Source organism: Cellulomonas sp. EB106-03-03-XG116 (genome assembly GCF_058792015.1).
This window is the reverse complement of sequence record NZ_JBYTEP010000006.1, coordinates 17,936-31,837: the sequence shown is the minus strand read 5'-3', so window position 1 is coordinate 31,837 and position 13,902 is coordinate 17,936. Positions and strand designations below refer to the sequence as shown.

The 13,902-nt window shown below is 77.4% G+C and carries 12 protein-coding genes; 7 read left to right on the top strand and 5 right to left on the bottom strand.

What is annotated here, in order from left to right:
- Positions 1-24 precede the first annotated feature (24 nt).
- Together AC3WUG_RS04270 and AC3WUG_RS04265 are read left to right on the top strand one after the other, a co-directional pair.
- On the top strand, positions 25-1,218 hold the full coding sequence (locus tag AC3WUG_RS04270) for an exonuclease SbcCD subunit D (protein WP_492326514.1): 1,194 nt from the start codon (positions 25-27) through the stop codon (positions 1,216-1,218).
- On the top strand, positions 1,218-4,307 hold the full coding sequence (locus tag AC3WUG_RS04265; protein WP_492326513.1) for an AAA family ATPase: 3,090 nt from the start codon (positions 1,218-1,220) through the stop codon (positions 4,305-4,307). Before AC3WUG_RS04270 ends, AC3WUG_RS04265 begins: the two co-directional genes overlap by 1 nt.
- 4 nt (positions 4,308-4,311) lie before the next feature.
- Here AC3WUG_RS04265 and AC3WUG_RS04260 read toward each other — a convergent pair whose 3' ends face one another.
- Positions 4,312-4,755, bottom strand: coding sequence for a hypothetical protein (locus tag AC3WUG_RS04260; protein WP_492326512.1), 444 nt, complete (start codon positions 4,753-4,755; stop codon positions 4,312-4,314).
- A 187-nt stretch (positions 4,756-4,942) separates the two neighbouring features.
- On the opposite strand from AC3WUG_RS04260, the gene AC3WUG_RS04255 reads away from it, so the two are divergent.
- Both AC3WUG_RS04255 and AC3WUG_RS04250 read left to right on the top strand, forming a co-directional pair.
- Positions 4,943-5,737, top strand: a complete 795-nt coding sequence (locus AC3WUG_RS04255) for an ABC transporter ATP-binding protein (protein WP_492326511.1) — start codon at positions 4,943-4,945, stop codon at positions 5,735-5,737.
- On the top strand, positions 5,737-8,277 hold the full coding sequence (locus AC3WUG_RS04250) for an ABC transporter permease (RefSeq protein WP_492326510.1): 2,541 nt from the start codon (positions 5,737-5,739) through the stop codon (positions 8,275-8,277). The genes AC3WUG_RS04255 and AC3WUG_RS04250 overlap by 1 nt, the downstream gene beginning before the upstream one ends.
- Here AC3WUG_RS04250 and AC3WUG_RS04245 read toward each other — a convergent pair.
- Both AC3WUG_RS04245 and AC3WUG_RS04240 read right to left on the bottom strand, forming a co-directional pair.
- Positions 8,264-9,676 (bottom strand): glucose-6-phosphate dehydrogenase, encoded by a 1,413-nt coding sequence (locus AC3WUG_RS04245; RefSeq protein WP_492326509.1) that lies wholly within the window; start codon positions 9,674-9,676, stop codon positions 8,264-8,266. The two genes, AC3WUG_RS04250 and AC3WUG_RS04245, sit on opposite strands and share 14 nt — an antisense overlap.
- Before the next feature lie 8 nt (positions 9,677-9,684).
- A complete protein-coding gene (locus AC3WUG_RS04240; RefSeq protein WP_147795162.1) occupies positions 9,685-9,924 on the bottom strand; it encodes an antitoxin in 240 nt (79 codons plus the stop codon).
- A 201-nt stretch (positions 9,925-10,125) separates the two neighbouring features.
- Between AC3WUG_RS04240 and AC3WUG_RS04235 the strand changes: the two genes are divergently transcribed.
- Together AC3WUG_RS04235 and AC3WUG_RS04230 are read left to right on the top strand one after the other, a co-directional pair.
- On the top strand, positions 10,126-10,833 hold the full coding sequence (locus AC3WUG_RS04235; RefSeq protein ID WP_492326508.1) for an LmeA family phospholipid-binding protein: 708 nt from the start codon (positions 10,126-10,128) through the stop codon (positions 10,831-10,833).
- On the top strand, positions 10,830-11,573 hold the full coding sequence (locus tag AC3WUG_RS04230; protein WP_492326507.1) for a M50 family metallopeptidase: 744 nt from the start codon (positions 10,830-10,832) through the stop codon (positions 11,571-11,573). Before AC3WUG_RS04235 ends, AC3WUG_RS04230 begins: the two co-directional genes overlap by 4 nt.
- A gap of 80 nt (positions 11,574-11,653) precedes the next feature.
- Here the strand turns inward: AC3WUG_RS04230 and AC3WUG_RS04225 are convergent, their stop codons facing one another.
- Entirely contained in the window at positions 11,654-12,442 is a 789-nt protein-coding gene (locus AC3WUG_RS04225) for an HNH endonuclease family protein (protein ID WP_492326506.1), read from the bottom strand.
- A gap of 108 nt (positions 12,443-12,550) precedes the next feature.
- On the opposite strand from AC3WUG_RS04225, the gene AC3WUG_RS04220 reads away from it, so the two are divergent.
- Entirely contained in the window at positions 12,551-12,973 is a 423-nt protein-coding gene (locus tag AC3WUG_RS04220) for a ribosomal maturation YjgA family protein (protein ID WP_492326505.1), read from the top strand.
- A gap of 158 nt (positions 12,974-13,131) precedes the next feature.
- Here AC3WUG_RS04220 and AC3WUG_RS04215 read toward each other — a convergent pair whose 3' ends face one another.
- Positions 13,132-13,863, bottom strand: a complete 732-nt coding sequence (locus tag AC3WUG_RS04215) for an excalibur calcium-binding domain-containing protein (protein ID WP_492326504.1) — start codon at positions 13,861-13,863, stop codon at positions 13,132-13,134.
- Positions 13,864-13,902 lie beyond the last annotated feature (39 nt).

Sequence of the window (13,902 nt, the reverse complement as noted above, 5' to 3'; positions counted from 1 at the left end):
GGTGGTGGCGGCTAGTTTCGAGGCATGCGGCTCCTGCACACCTCCGACTGGCACCTGGGCCGCACCCTGCACGGCGTCGACCTGACGGCCCACCAGCAGGCGTTCCTCGACCACCTCGTCGAGGTGGTCCGCGAGGAGCGCGTGGACGCGGTGCTCGTCGCGGGCGACGTCTACGACCGCGCGATCCCGCCGGTCGAGTCGGTGGCCCAGCTGTCCGACGCACTCCGGCGGCTGTCCGAGCACGCCGCGGTCGTCGTGACCCCGGGCAACCACGACTCGGCGATCCGACTGGGCTTCGGCGCGGACCTCATGCAGGACCGGGTCCGGGTCCTCGCGCGCGTCGACGACCTGGCCCGGCCGGTCGTGCTGCCGGGCGACGGGCACGACGTCCTCGTCTACGGCCTGCCGTACCTCGACCCCGACGCGGCCCGGCACGCGCTCGCGGCGCCCGACGCCGACGGGCCGCTGCCGCGCTCGCACGCCGCCGTGCTCGGTGCCGCGATGGACCGGGTCCGGGCCGACCTGGCCGCGCGCGCGACCGAGTCCGCCGTCGCCGGCCGGGGCGCGCCCCGCTCCGTGGTGCTCGCGCACGCGTTCGTCGTGGGCGGCGCCGCCAGCGAGTCGGAGCGGGACATCCGGGTCGGCGGGGTCGACCACGCGCCGGCCTCCGTGTTCGACGGCGTCGACTACGTCGCGCTCGGCCACCTGCACGGCCCGCAGCGGGTCGGTGACGGCGCCGGCGCGACGGTGCTGCGCTACTCCGGCTCGCCGCTCGCGTACTCGTTCTCGGAGGCGCGGCACGCCAAGTCCACGGTGCTGGTGGGCCTCGGCCCGTCCGGGGTGCCGGACGTCCGCCTGGTCCCGGCCCCCGTGCCGCGCCGCCTCACCGACCTGACCGGTCCGCTCGACGACCTGCTCGGCGCTGCCGGTGAGCCGCACCTCGACGACTGGGTCCGCGTGACCGTCACCGACGCGCACCGGCCCGCCGACCTGTACCGCCGGGTGCGGGCCCGGTTCCCGCACGCGCTCGTGGTGCAGCACCAGCCGCCGGCCCGCGACGACGGTCCCCGGGCCGCCGAGGTGACGGCCGCGCGCGACCCGCTGGAGGTCGCCGCGGAATTCGTCCAGCACGTCAGCGGGTCGCGGCCGACCGACGCCGAGGCCGCGGTGCTCCGCCGCGCCTACGAGCAGGTCGTCGCGGCGGAGCGGAGCGCCTGATGCGGCTGCACACCCTGACCATCCAGGCGGTCGGCCCGTTCGCCGGCCGGCACACCGTCGACTTCGCCGCCCTGTCGGCCGGCGGGCTGTTCCTGCTCGAGGGGCCGACCGGCGCCGGCAAGTCGACGGTCATCGACGCCGTGGTGTTCGCGCTCTACGGCAAGGTCGCGTCGGCGTCGGCGAGCGAGGACCGGCTGCGCTCGGCGTTCGCCGCGGACGACGTCGAGACGGTCGTCGACCTGGTGTTCGAGACCGGGTCGGGCGTGTACCGGGTGCGGCGCACGCCGGCCTACGAGCGCGCGAAGAAGCGCGGGACGGGCCGCGCCAAGCAGCAGGCGACCGTGAAGCTGTGGCGGCTCACCGCGGCACCCGAGGGCCCCGCCCCGGACCGGGAGGACGTCGACGCCGGGGACCCGCCCGGCGAGCTGCTCTCCACCCGGCTCGACGAGGCGGGTGCCGAGCTGACCCGCGTCGTGGGCCTGGACCGCGCCCAGTTCGTGCAGACGATGGTGCTGCCCCAGGGCGAGTTCGCCGCGTTCCTGCGCGCCGACCCCGAGCAGCGTCGCGGCCTGCTGCAGCGCATCTTCGGCACCGAGGTCTACGAGCGGGTGCAGCAGCGCCTGGACGAGCTCCGCCGCGACGCCCAGCGCGCCGTGACCGAGGCGCGGACCCAGGTGCAGGAGTGCACCGCGCGGTTCGCCGGCGCGTCCGCCGCGGACGAGGACGGCGTCGCCGCGCTGCGCGTCGCCGCCGCGGAGGACGTCGCCGCCCTCGCCCCGCTGGTCGCCGACCGGCTCGCCGCCCTGCGCGCGCACGAGGACGCCGCCCGCGCGGCCGCCGACGCCGGCGCCCGGCGGGCGACCGAGGCCCGCGCCGCGTCCGACGGCGCGGGCGCCCGGCTGCGGCTCGTCCGGCGCCGGGCGGCGCTGGTGGAGGAGCGCACCCGGCTCGCGGCGGCGGCGGAGCAGCACGCCGCCGACGTCGCGCGGGTGGACCGCGCCCGCCGCGCCGCGGTGGCGCGGCCGGTCCTGCGCGGGCTCGACGACGCCCGCGGCGCCCTCGCCGGCGCGGACAAGGAGCTGCGCGCCGCGCTCGACGCCGCCCCGGCCGGGCTCGCCCCCGCCGACCCCGAGGCCGCGCTCGCCGACCCCGGCCTGCCCGCGGCGCTCGCCGGGGTGCGGGAGGCGGCGGCCGCGCAGGTCGCCACCCTGACCCGCGTCGTGGGGCTCGAGCGCGCGCTCCCCCAGCGCGCCCGCGACCGCGACCGGCTCCGGGAGGTGCAGGCCGTGCGGACCCGCACGATGGCGGAGGCCGACGACCTGCTCGCGGTGCGCCCGGAGGGCCGGGCCGCGCTCGTGGCCGACCTCGACGCGGCTGCCGCGCTCGCCGCCACCGCCCCGACCCGCGCGCGCGACCTGGCCGACGCCGAGGCCGTGGCCGGGGCCGTGCGGGACCTGGGTGCGGCCGAGGCCGAGCTCGCCGCCGCCACCGACGCGCGGACCGCCGCCGCGCACGCCGCCGCCGCCGCGGTCGGGGAGGAGTCGCGCCTGCGCCGCGCCCGCCTCGCCGGGTTCGCGGGCGAGCTGGCCGCCGGCCTCGCGCCGGGGGAGCCGTGCCCGGTCTGCGGCGGCACCGAGCACCCGCACCCCGCGCCTGCCGGTGACGAGCCGGTGGCGGAGGAGGACGTCGCGGCCGCCGAGGACGCGCGCCGCACCGCGGAGGACGCCGTGCGTGCCGCCGAGGCCCGCGTCGTGGGCCGGACCGAGCGCTGCGCCGCGCTCCGCGAGCGGACCGGCGGCCTGCGCGCCGACCAGGGCGTCGTCGCCGCGGAGGCGGTCGACGCGGCACGGGCGGCCCTGGCCGCCGCGCGGGCGGCCGAGGCCGCGCGGGAGCGGCTCCGCGCGGACGTCGCGGAGCACGACCGCGTCACCGACGACCTCCGGCTCACGCGCGCCGCGCTCGGCGAGGAGCACGTCGCCGCCGGGCACGCCCTCGCCCGGGTCGAGGACGAGCTCGCGCGCGACACCGCCGAGGTCGGGGCCGCGCGGGACGGGCACCCGACGGTCCTCGCCCGCCAGGGCGCCGAGCAGGCCCGGGTGGACGCGGCCGACGGCCTGCTCGCGGCGCTCGACCGGCGCGCCGCCGCCGCCCGCGCCGTGGCCGACCGGGTCGCCGAGGTCGACCGCGTGCTCGCGGAGCAGGAGCTCGGCGACGAGGACGCCGCCCGCGCCGCGATCGCCGAGGCCGCCGACGTGGCCGCGGTGGAGCGCGCGGTGGAGGCGTACCGCACCGCGCTGGCCCGCGTGGAGCAGGGGCTGGCCGACCCGGAGCTCGCCGACCTCGCCGCCGGGGACCCGCACGCGCTCGCCGCCGAGGTGGCGGAGCTGGAGCAGGCGCTGGCCGACGCCGTGGGTGCCGCCGACGCCGCCGGTGCGCTCGTGGGCTCGGTCCGGGACCGCGCGGCGCGGGCCGCGGACGCGGCACGCCACGTCACGGAGTCCGCCGCCGCGCTCGCCGCGGCCGAGCAGCGGGCCGCCCCCGTGACCCGCATGGCGCGGCTCGCGGGCGGCGCGGACGCCGACAACGCCCGCGCGCTGTCGCTCGCGACGTACGTGCTGGTGCGCCGGTTCGAGGACGTGGTCGCCGCCGCGAACGACCGGCTGCGCGAGATGTCCGACGGCCGGTACGAGCTGGAGCGCAGCGACGAGCGCGAGGACGTGCGCACCCGCCGCACGGGACTGGCGATGCGGGTCGTCGACCACACGACCGGGGCGGCGCGCGACCCGCGCACGCTCTCGGGGGGCGAGACGTTCTACGTGTCGCTGTGCCTCGCGCTCGGCATGGCCGACGTCGTCACCGCGGAGGCGGGCGGCGTCGAGCTGGGCACGCTGTTCATCGACGAGGGCTTCGGCACGCTCGACCCGCACACCCTCGACGCCGTGCTCGGCGAGCTCGGGAGGCTCCGGGCCGGGGGACGGGTCGTCGGGGTGGTGTCGCACGTCGAGGCGCTCAAGCAGGCCGTGGCCGAGCGGATCGAGGTGCGCCGGCGGGCCGACGGGTCGAGCACGCTCGCGGTCGTCGCGGGCTGAGGCCTCACCACGTCCACCCGCGCGACGCCAGCTCCACCTCCTCGCGCATCCGCTCCCACGGGTCGCCCTTCGCCCGCGGCAGCACCTCCACCCCCGCGAGCCGGCACGCCTCGGCGAGCAGTGCGTCGTAGGCGAGCTGGCTGGCGATGATCCGCTCCGCCCGCGCCCAGGCGTGCGGGTCCTCCTCGAGCCGGCGCAGGTGGTCGGCCACGATGCCGAGCCGGACCTGCACGTGCAGGGCATCGAACGGGTCGGGCGCGGGCGGCGCGCCGTGCCGGCCGTGCCGCACCCGGGTGGCGACCCGGTCGAGCACCCCGGCGACCCGGGCCCGGCGGCGCTCGCGCGCAGCGCGCCGCCGCGGCGACGACTCCGCCCCCGGGATCATCCTGAGCACGACGGCGAACGTCAGCGCCGGCAGCACGAGCCAGAGCACCAGCCACCACGCCATCGGAGCACCTCGGCCCCAGCGTAGGCCGCGGGTGTGACCCGCGCCACAGTCGGGCGGCGTCGGGACCTCGGTCCCTCGGGGGCGGGATCAGGGACGGACCAGGGTGCTCCCGGATGCCCGCGTGCGAGGGGAGGGCGGGACGATCCACAGGTTGGCAGGGGAGCGACCACGACCAGGGATGAGGATCATGGCCACGAACGACGGCACGCCGATCGCGAGCGCGCGCGGTCTGGTGAAGACGTACGGCTCCGGCGAGGCGGCGGTGCGGGCGCTCGACGGCGTCGACGTCGACTTCGCACGCGGGGAGCTCACCGCGATCATGGGCCCGTCGGGGTCCGGCAAGTCGACCCTCATGCACTGCATGGCGGGCCTGGACCGCGGGGACGCCGGCACCGTGGTGGTGGACGGCCTCGAGGTCAGCACGATGAACGAGCGGAAGCTGACCCGGCTGCGCCGGGACCACCTGGGCTTCGTGTTCCAGGCGTTCAACCTGGTCCCGACCCTGACGGCGCTGGAGAACATCACGCTGCCGCTGGACATCGCGCGCCGCCCCGTCGACCGGGCGCACCTGGACGCCGTCGTGCAGGCCGTGGGCCTGGCGGACCGGCTCGGCCACAAGCCGACGGAGCTCTCCGGGGGCCAGCAGCAGCGCGTGGCCTGCGCCCGCGCCCTGGTGTCGCGGCCCTCGGTGGTGTTCGCGGACGAGCCGACCGGCAACCTCGACTCGACCTCGTCCGGCGAGGTGCTGGGCTTCCTGCGCCGCTCGGTCGACGACCTCGGCCAGTCGGTCGTCATGGTGACCCACGACCCGACCGCGGCGTCCTACGCGCACCGGGTGCTGTTCCTCGCGGACGGGCGCCTCGTCGGCGAGCTCGCCGACCCCACCCCGGACTCCGTCCTCGCCGCGCTCGCGGCCCTGCGCCCGGCCCCGGCCGGTGCCGCCGCCCCGGTCGCCGTCGCCGCCGCCGACGGGCCGCGCTGATGCTGCGGGTGGCGCTGCGCGGGATCCGGGCCCACCTCGTCCGGTTCCTGCTCTCCCTGCTGGCGGTCGCCCTCGGCGTCGCCTTCGTCGCGGGCACGTTCTCGCTCCGCACGATGATGTCGAGCACCTTCGACGGCATCGTCGACGCCGGCACCCCCGGCGACGCCTACGTCCGCGCGGAGCCCGCCGAGGGCTCGTCGGTGGTCGAGGGCACCACGGCCGGGCCCGCGGTCCCGATGTCGCTCGCGGACGAGATCGCCGCCCTCGACGGGGTCGCCCACGCGATCCCCGAGGCGCAGGGCTCGATCGTCCTGGTCGGCGCGGACGGCACCGCCGTGCAGAGCACCCAGGCGCCCAGCCTGGTGTTCTCCTACCTGCCGGACGACCCGTCGCTCGACGTCGTCGAGGGCCGCGGCCCGGAGCGCCCGGGCGAGATCGCGCTCGAGACGGCCACGCTGGCGTCCTCGGGCCTCGAGGTCGGCGACACCACGCAGGTCGTCCTCGGCGGGCAGCTGTCGGACGCGGAGGTGGTGGGCCGGTTCGACATGGGCGCGCCCATGGCCGGCGCGACGCTCGTGGTGGTCGACCCCGGCACCGGCTACGCGCTGTTCGCGCCCGACGGCGACGTGGCCGACATCGCGGTCTACGCCGAGGACGGCACCACGCCGGCCGAGCTCGTGGACGCCATCGCCCCGCTCGTCCCCGGCGACCTGCAGGTCGTCACCGGGCAGGAGCTGCGGGACGAGAACAAGGACGCCATCGGCGAGATGCTCGGCTTCATCACGACGTTCCTGCTGGTGTTCGCGGCGATCGCGCTGTTCGTGGGCGCGTTCATCATCTCCAACACCTTCGCGATGTCGGTCCGGCAGCGGATGCGCGAGTTCGCGCTGCTCCGCGCGGTCGGGGCGTCGCCGGCGCAGGTGTTCGCCTCGATCCTCGTCCAGGCGGCCGTCGTCGGCCTCATCGGCTCGGCCCTCGGCATCGCCGGCGGGCTCGGCCTGGTGCAGGGGCTCAAGTCCGTGTTCGAGGCGATGGGCATGGACCTGGCCGGGGACATCCCGGTCGACGGGGCGACGATCGGCGTCTCGCTGGTCGTCGGCACCGTGGTCAGCGTCCTCGCCGCCGCCGTGCCGGCCCGCCGCGCCGCCCTGGTGCCGCCGGTCGAGGCGATGCGCGACGACGTCGCGGTGCCCGAGCGCTCGATCCGGGTGCGCGCGGTCCTCGGCACGCTCCTGACCGGCCTCGGCGCCGCGGCGGTCCTCGCCGCCGTCCTGAACACCGGCGAGGACACGCTGGACGCCGCCCTCGGGGCGGGCGCCGCCGCGGTCCTGGTCGGCGTGCTCATGCTGGCGCCGAGCCTCGCGCGGACCGTCGTCGGGGCGCTCGCGTGGCCGTTCGTGCGACTGCTCCGGCCCGTCGGCCGGCTGGCGCGCGGCAACGTCGTGCGCAACCCGCGCCGCACCGCCAACACGGCGGGTGCGCTGATGATCGGCATGGCGCTGGTCGGCGGCGTGTCGGTGATCGCGGCCTCCGCGCAGGCCTCGGTCGCCGGGGTCGTCGAGTCGCAGCTGCACGCCGACGTGGTGCTGCAGTCCGCCACCCGGGACCTCCCGAAGGGCGCGATCGCCGAGGTCGACGCGCTCCCGGAGGTCGGGGCCAGCGCGGCCTTCGCGTTCGCCCCGCTCGAGGTGGCCGCCGACGACGGGACGACCGGGACGCAGTACGTCGCCGGGGTCCGGGACGACCTGTTCGACCGCACCATCGAGGCGGAGACGATCGACGGCGACCTGGCGTCGCTCGCCGACGGCGACGCCGCGGTCCAGGAGTCGACGGCGGACGACCAGGGGTGGGCCGTGGGCGACACCCTGCGCATCGCCGGCGCCACCGGCCCGCGGGACGTCACCATCGGCGCGGTGTTCACCAGCAACGTGATCGGCGCCCCGGTGGTGGTCGGCACCCAGGTCCTGGACGCGCTGGTCCCGCCCGAGCAGCAGATGGTCGACCTCCTGGCGGTCGACGCCGCCCCCGGGGTCGGCGCCGACGCGCTCAAGGACGCCGTGACCGCGGCGGTGGCGCCCTACGTCGTGATCTCGGTGCTGACCCAGGACGAGTTCGTCTCGAACATCGCCGACCAGGTCAACCAGGTGCTGGTCATCCTGTACGCGCTCCTCGGGCTGTCCGTGGTGATCGCGGTGCTGGGCATCGTGAACACGCTGGCGCTGTCCGTCATCGAGCGCACCCGGGAGATCGGGCTGCTCCGGGCCGTCGGCCTGGGCCGGCTCCAGCTCGCGGGCACCGTGACCGTCGAGTCCGTGCTCACGGCGGTGTTCGGCACCGTCGTCGGCCTGGTGGTCGGGGTGGCGCTCGCCTCCGCCCTGCCGTCGGTGTACGCCGACGACGGCCTGTCCGAGCTGGTGATCCCGTGGGGGAACCTGGCGGGCATGCTCGGGCTGGCCGTCGTCGTCGGGGTGCTGGCCGCGCTGTGGCCCGGCACCCGGGCGGCCCGGATGCGGGTGCTGGACGCCGTCAGCTACGAGTGAGGACCCACCCGTCCGGGCCGGCCAGGTCGTCGGCCCGGGCGGGGCCCCACGAACCGGGCGCGTACGGCTCGGGCTCGGGCCGGTCCGGCCCGAGCAGCGGGGCGAATGCCCGCCAGGCCGCCTCCAGCCCGTGCGGCGTCGTGAACAGCGTCTGGTCGCCCACGAGCACGTCGTGCAGCAGCGACGCGTACGGCGCGATCGGGTCGCCGGGCTCGACGTCGTCCAGCCCCAGCGACGCGGTCCCCGTGGCGAGCCGCAGGTCCGGCCCCGGCTGCTTCACGGTCGTCGTGATGTCGATGGCGCCGTCGCCCGCCAGCGACAGGCTGATGCGGCCCGGGCCGGCCGGCTCGCCGAACAGCTCGTCCGGCGTCTTCAGCACCAGCGTGACCCGCTGCGCCGACACCGCCATGCGCTTGCCGGTCCGCAGCAGGAACGGCACGCCGCGCCAGCGGTCGTTGTCCACCCACAGCCGCGCCGCGACGAACGTGTCGGTCGTCGAGTCGTCGGCGATGCCGTCGATGTCCCGGTAGCCGTCGAACTGGCCCAGCACGACCTCCCGGGGGTCCAGCGGCCGGAAGCAGCCGATCACGGCCTCGCGCGCCGACGCCAGGTGGTCGGCGTCGAGCGCGGTCGGCGGCTCCATCGCGACCTCGGCCGCGATCTGGAACAGGTGCGTGACCAGCATGTCGAGGGCGGCGCCGGTCTCGTCGTAGAAGTCCGCGCGGTCGGCCACGTCCAGCGTCTCGGGCACGTCGACCTGCACCTGCGCCACGTGCCGCCGGTTCCACACCCCGCCGAACAGCTCGTTGCCGAACCGGAGCACGTGCAGGTTCTGGGTCGCCTCCTTGCCGAGGAAGTGGTCGATCCGGAACACCTGGTCCTCGTCGAGGACCTCGTGCACCAGGGCGTCGAGCTCCTCGAACGACTCCGGGGAGGTGCCGTACGGCTTCTCGTAGACGACGCGCACGCCCTCGGCCATGCCGTGCGCGCGCAGGGCCCGCGTCGTGGGGGCGAACGCCGACGGCGGGACCGCGAGGTAGTGCACGACGGTGACGTCCCGGTCGTCGCCGCCCGCCAGGTCGCGTCGCGCGTCCCGGATCGCGTCGACGAGCTCGCCCGGGTCGTCCTCGGTGAACGTCAGCGCGTAGGACACGTGGCCGTCGAGGGCGTCGGCGTGCCCGGGCTCGCCGTGCTCCTCGAGCGAGGACCGGACCAGGTCGGCGAGCTCGTCGTCGCCGATCGGCTTGCGGCCCGTGCCGATGAGCGCCCAGCGCTCGGGCAGCAGCCCGCGCGAGGCGAGCTGGGCCAGGCCCGGGTAGACCATGCGCTCCGCGAGGTCGCCGCGGGCGCCGTGCAGGACGAACAGGACCGGCGTCTCGACCGGCGTCGTGGGTGCCATGCCGCGGCTCAGAGGGCGGGCGGGTCGGTGCGCTCCGGGTGCCGGACCGGCGGTTCGTGCGTGCCCTCGCGCTTCTGCTTCTCGAGGAAGTCGCGCGCCTTCGCGGTGGCCTGGTCGACCTTGCGGTCGGTGGAGTCCGAGGTGCGCGACTTGACCGCGTCGGCGGCCTTGTCGATCGCGCCCGCGATCTTGTCCTCGTTGCCGGCGACGGCCTTCTTGGCCTTGTCGACGAAGTCCCCGATGCCCATGTCCGCTCCCGTCGTGGCGCAGGTGGATGCCTGCCACGAGTCAACGTCGGGCCCCGGACCCCCGCAACCGGGCGGGGACCGGGCGCCGGCGACGCCCCGGATCGATCGGCAGCGGGCCCGGGGTGCGTCGGCGGGGTGAAGGTCCTGCGCCGGGCGTCGTCCGGAGCCCCGACCGGCGTGGCCTGCCCGTACCCTCGGGGCGTGACCCGCACCCGCAGCCCCCGCCGTCGCGTCGGATGCGTGGTCGGCCTGACCGCCGCCGTGCTCGTCCTCGTCGGCGGGACCCTGCTCGCCGACCGCGTCACCCACTCGATCGCCGAGGACGTCGCCGCCGACGCGGTGCGGTCCCAGCTCGGCGCCACCGACCCGCAGGTCGACGTCACCGGCTTCCCGTTCCTCACCCAGCTCGCCCGCGGCACGCTCGACGACGTGCACCTCACCGCCACCGGCGCGACGCTGCGCGGGCTCGACGTCACGGACCTCGACGTCGTCGCCACCGGGGTGGCGGTGCGGGAGCCGCGCGGCGCCGAGCACGTGGTCGCGACCGCGACCGTGCCGACCGCCGCGCTGGAGTCCCTGCTCCGCGAGCGCACCGGCTGGGACCTGGCGCTCACGGTCGACGGCGAGGCCCTCGTGGCCACCGGTGCCGTCGCCGGCGTCCCGGTCGGCGTGACGCTGACCCTCGCGCCCGCGGGTGCCGACGGGCTCGTCGCGACCATCACCAGCGCGTCGCTGGGCGGGTTCACGATCGACGCCGGGCTGCTCCCCGACGGCCTGGCCTCGCGGATCGCCGAGGTCGACGTGACCGACCAGCTGCCGGCCGGCGCCGAGGTGACCGGCGCCGTGGTCGAGGCGGACGGCCTGCACCTGACCGTCGAGCTCGCCGACGTGACCCTCGACAGCCTGTGAGCGGGTTCCTCGACGCCCTGCGCACGCTGCCCGGGGAGATCTGGGACCGCGCGACCACCGTCCAGCCCGCGCCGGGCCAGGCCGTGCTGCTCGGGACGCTGGCCGCCGCGCTGCTCTGCCTCGCCGTCCCGACGCTCTGGCACGTCTCCCGGCACCTGCTGACGATCGTGCACGAGGCGGCGCACGGCCTGGTCGCGGTGCTGTCCGGACGGCGGCTGTCCGGGATCCGGGTGCACTCGGACACCTCGGGCCTCACGGTGTCCGTGGGCAAGCCGCGCGGTCCGGGCATGGTGGCGACGGCGTTCGCCGGCTACGTCGGCCCCGCGGTGCTCGGCCTCGGGGCGGCGTGGCTGCTCGGCCGGGGGTACGCCGTCGGGCTGCTGTGGGCGCTGCTCGTCGTGCTGGTGCTCGTGCTGGTCCAGATCCGGAACTGGTACGGGCTGTGGGCGGTGCTCGCGACGGGCGTCGTGCTGGTGGGCGTCTCGTGGTGGGGGACCGCCGCGGTGCAGGTCGCGGTCGCGTACGCGGTGACCTGGTTCCTGCTGCTCGGAGCGCCGCGCGCGGTGCTGGAGATGCAGTCCCAGCGCCGGCGGGCGCGCGGCCGCGGGACCTCGGACGCGGACGTCCTGGCCCGGCTCACCCGGGTGCCGGGCGGCGTGTGGGTGACGGTGTTCCTGCTGGTGTGCGGCGGGGCTCTGGTGCTGGGCGGGTCGTGGATCCTGGAGCGGCCGCTGCTCTGAGGCCGGGGCGACCCGTGAGGTCGTCACATCCCGCTGAGGTCGTCACTCCTGCGTGACGACCTCACGCGCTGGTGACGACCTCACGACGAAGAGTCGGCCGCCACCGCGCAGCCGTCGAGCTGCCGGCCCATCGCGTCGTGCTCCGCCTGCGTCACCCACAACCCGTACGCCGCCTTCACCCGGACCTGCCGGACGACGTACGCGCACCGGTACCCCGTGCTCGGCGGCAGCCAGGTCGCCGCGTCGCCGTCGCCCTTCGCGCCGTTGGCCGGGCCGTCGACCGCGAGCAGGTTGGCCGGGTCGTTGGCGAACTGGCGGCGGGTCTCCGCGTCCCACTGCTGCGCGCCCTTCTGCCAGGCGTCGGACAGCGCGACGACGTGGTCGATCTGCACCTCTGCGCTGCGGGGGCCGCGCTCGAACTCGATCACCTCGTCGGTGTACGGGTCCGCCAGCGTGCCGGTGAGCACCACGCAGTCGTGCGTCCCGTCCTCGAACGTCACGTCCGTGAGGTCGCGGGCGAGCACGTCGTTGCGGGTGTCGCAGCCGTTGCGGTCGACGTCCGCCCACGCGGGGCCGAACTGCTCGCGGTCGTACCCGGTCTTCGGGGCGCGGCCCTTGACGTCCAGCCCGGCGAGCTCGGCGCGGGCGCGGTCGAGGTCGGCGGCGGTGACCGGGAACCGCGCGGACTCGCGGGCGTCCGACCACACCGGGATCCCGGCGCCGAGGGCCACCGCGACGACCAGCACCAGCCACACCCAGCCCAGCCGCCCGCCGGCGCGGCCCCTCCGGTCCCGCGCGGGCGGCCGGCGTCGCGGCGAGGCGGGGAGCGCGGAGCGGGTGGTGCGGGAGGTGCGGGTGGTGCTGGTCACCGCGGAACGGTCGCACACGGCACCGACACGACACCTCCTCCCGACCCGGCTCGGCGCGCCGCCCCGGAGCCACGCGGGCGGCCTAGCGTCGGTGCGGGAGGTGGCGCGGTGCGCACGAGGCGTGACCAGGGCGGACGCCCGTGGGCGGGAACCGCGGCGGCGGCCGCGCTCGTCGTGGCGGCGGGGCTCGCGACCGCGCGGTACGGCTCCGGGGCCGTCGGCGACGCGCTCGGGGACGCCCTGTACGCGGCGCTCGTGACGCTGCTCGTCGGGCTGGCCGTGCCCCGGTGGTCGACCCCGGCCCGGGCCGGCCTCTCGGTCGGGCTGTGCTGGGCGGTCGAGCTGGCGCAGCTCACCGGCGTCCCCGCGGCGGCAGCGGATGCGTGGCCGCCGCTGCGGTACCTGCTCGGCACGACGTTCGTGGCCACGGACCTGCTCTGGTACGCGGTCGGGGTGCTGCTCGCCTCGTGCGGCACGGCGCTCGCCTCCCGGGTCGGCGGCGCCCGGCGCGCCGCGGTCTCTCCAGGCTGACGCGGACGGGCCGCGCTGCGGGGGGGACCCGAGCGAGAGCCTGGGGACGACGCGCCGTCCGCGCACCTGTGGTCATCCGGGTGCGCCCGCGGCGTCGTGGTGACGCCGCGTCCAGGAGCGGGCCGGGGGCGCGGGACGCGGCGCCCCCGACCCGACGGCTACTCGCAGCCCACGCCGTCCCCGTCGCGGTCGAGCGCGGCGCGGTACCCCGGGTCGCCGGCGCGGACGGGCGCCGCGCCCGCGGCCCGGGCGGCGTCGCAGTTCTGGTAGTAGACGGCCCCGCTACCGGAGGACGCGGTGGTGCTCCCGCCGGCGGAGCCGGTGGACCTCGGCGCAGCCGCCGCGGCGGCCTCCCTGGCCGCGACGGCCGCCTCCCGGGCCGCGAGGTCTGCGGCGGTGGCGTCGAGCTCGGCACCGCGCTGGTCGAGCTGCGCCTGGAGCGCCGCGAGCTCGTCGGCGCGGGCAGTCTGCTCGTCCGCGGTGGTCTGCTGGGCGGTCTCGCCGTCGGTCAGCGCCTGCTCGCGGGCCGCCGCGTCGTCCTCGCGCGCGTCCAGGTCGGCGGCGCGGGCGTCCAGGTCGGCGGCCACGCCGTCCAGGCGCTCCTGCTCCGCGGCGACTGCGGCCCGCTCGTCGGAGGAGGCGGCGGACACGCTGCCCCCGCCCACCCCGATGCCGGTGACGAGTCCCACGACCAGCCCGGCGACGCCGAGCACGACCGCACGCCGCCGGCCGGCGGGGCGGACGGGCGCCGGCGCGGGCGGGCCGCCCGGCGTCGGCGCCCACGCGGCGGGCCCGGGGGGCGGCCCCGCCGGCGGCATCGCGGGGATCGCGGTCGTCGGGCGGGCGTCGGGTGCCGGGCCGGCGGGCCGGAAGTCGGAAGAGCGTGCCATGTCGTGGTCCCCCTGCGTCCGTGGGCCGCACCTGCGCGG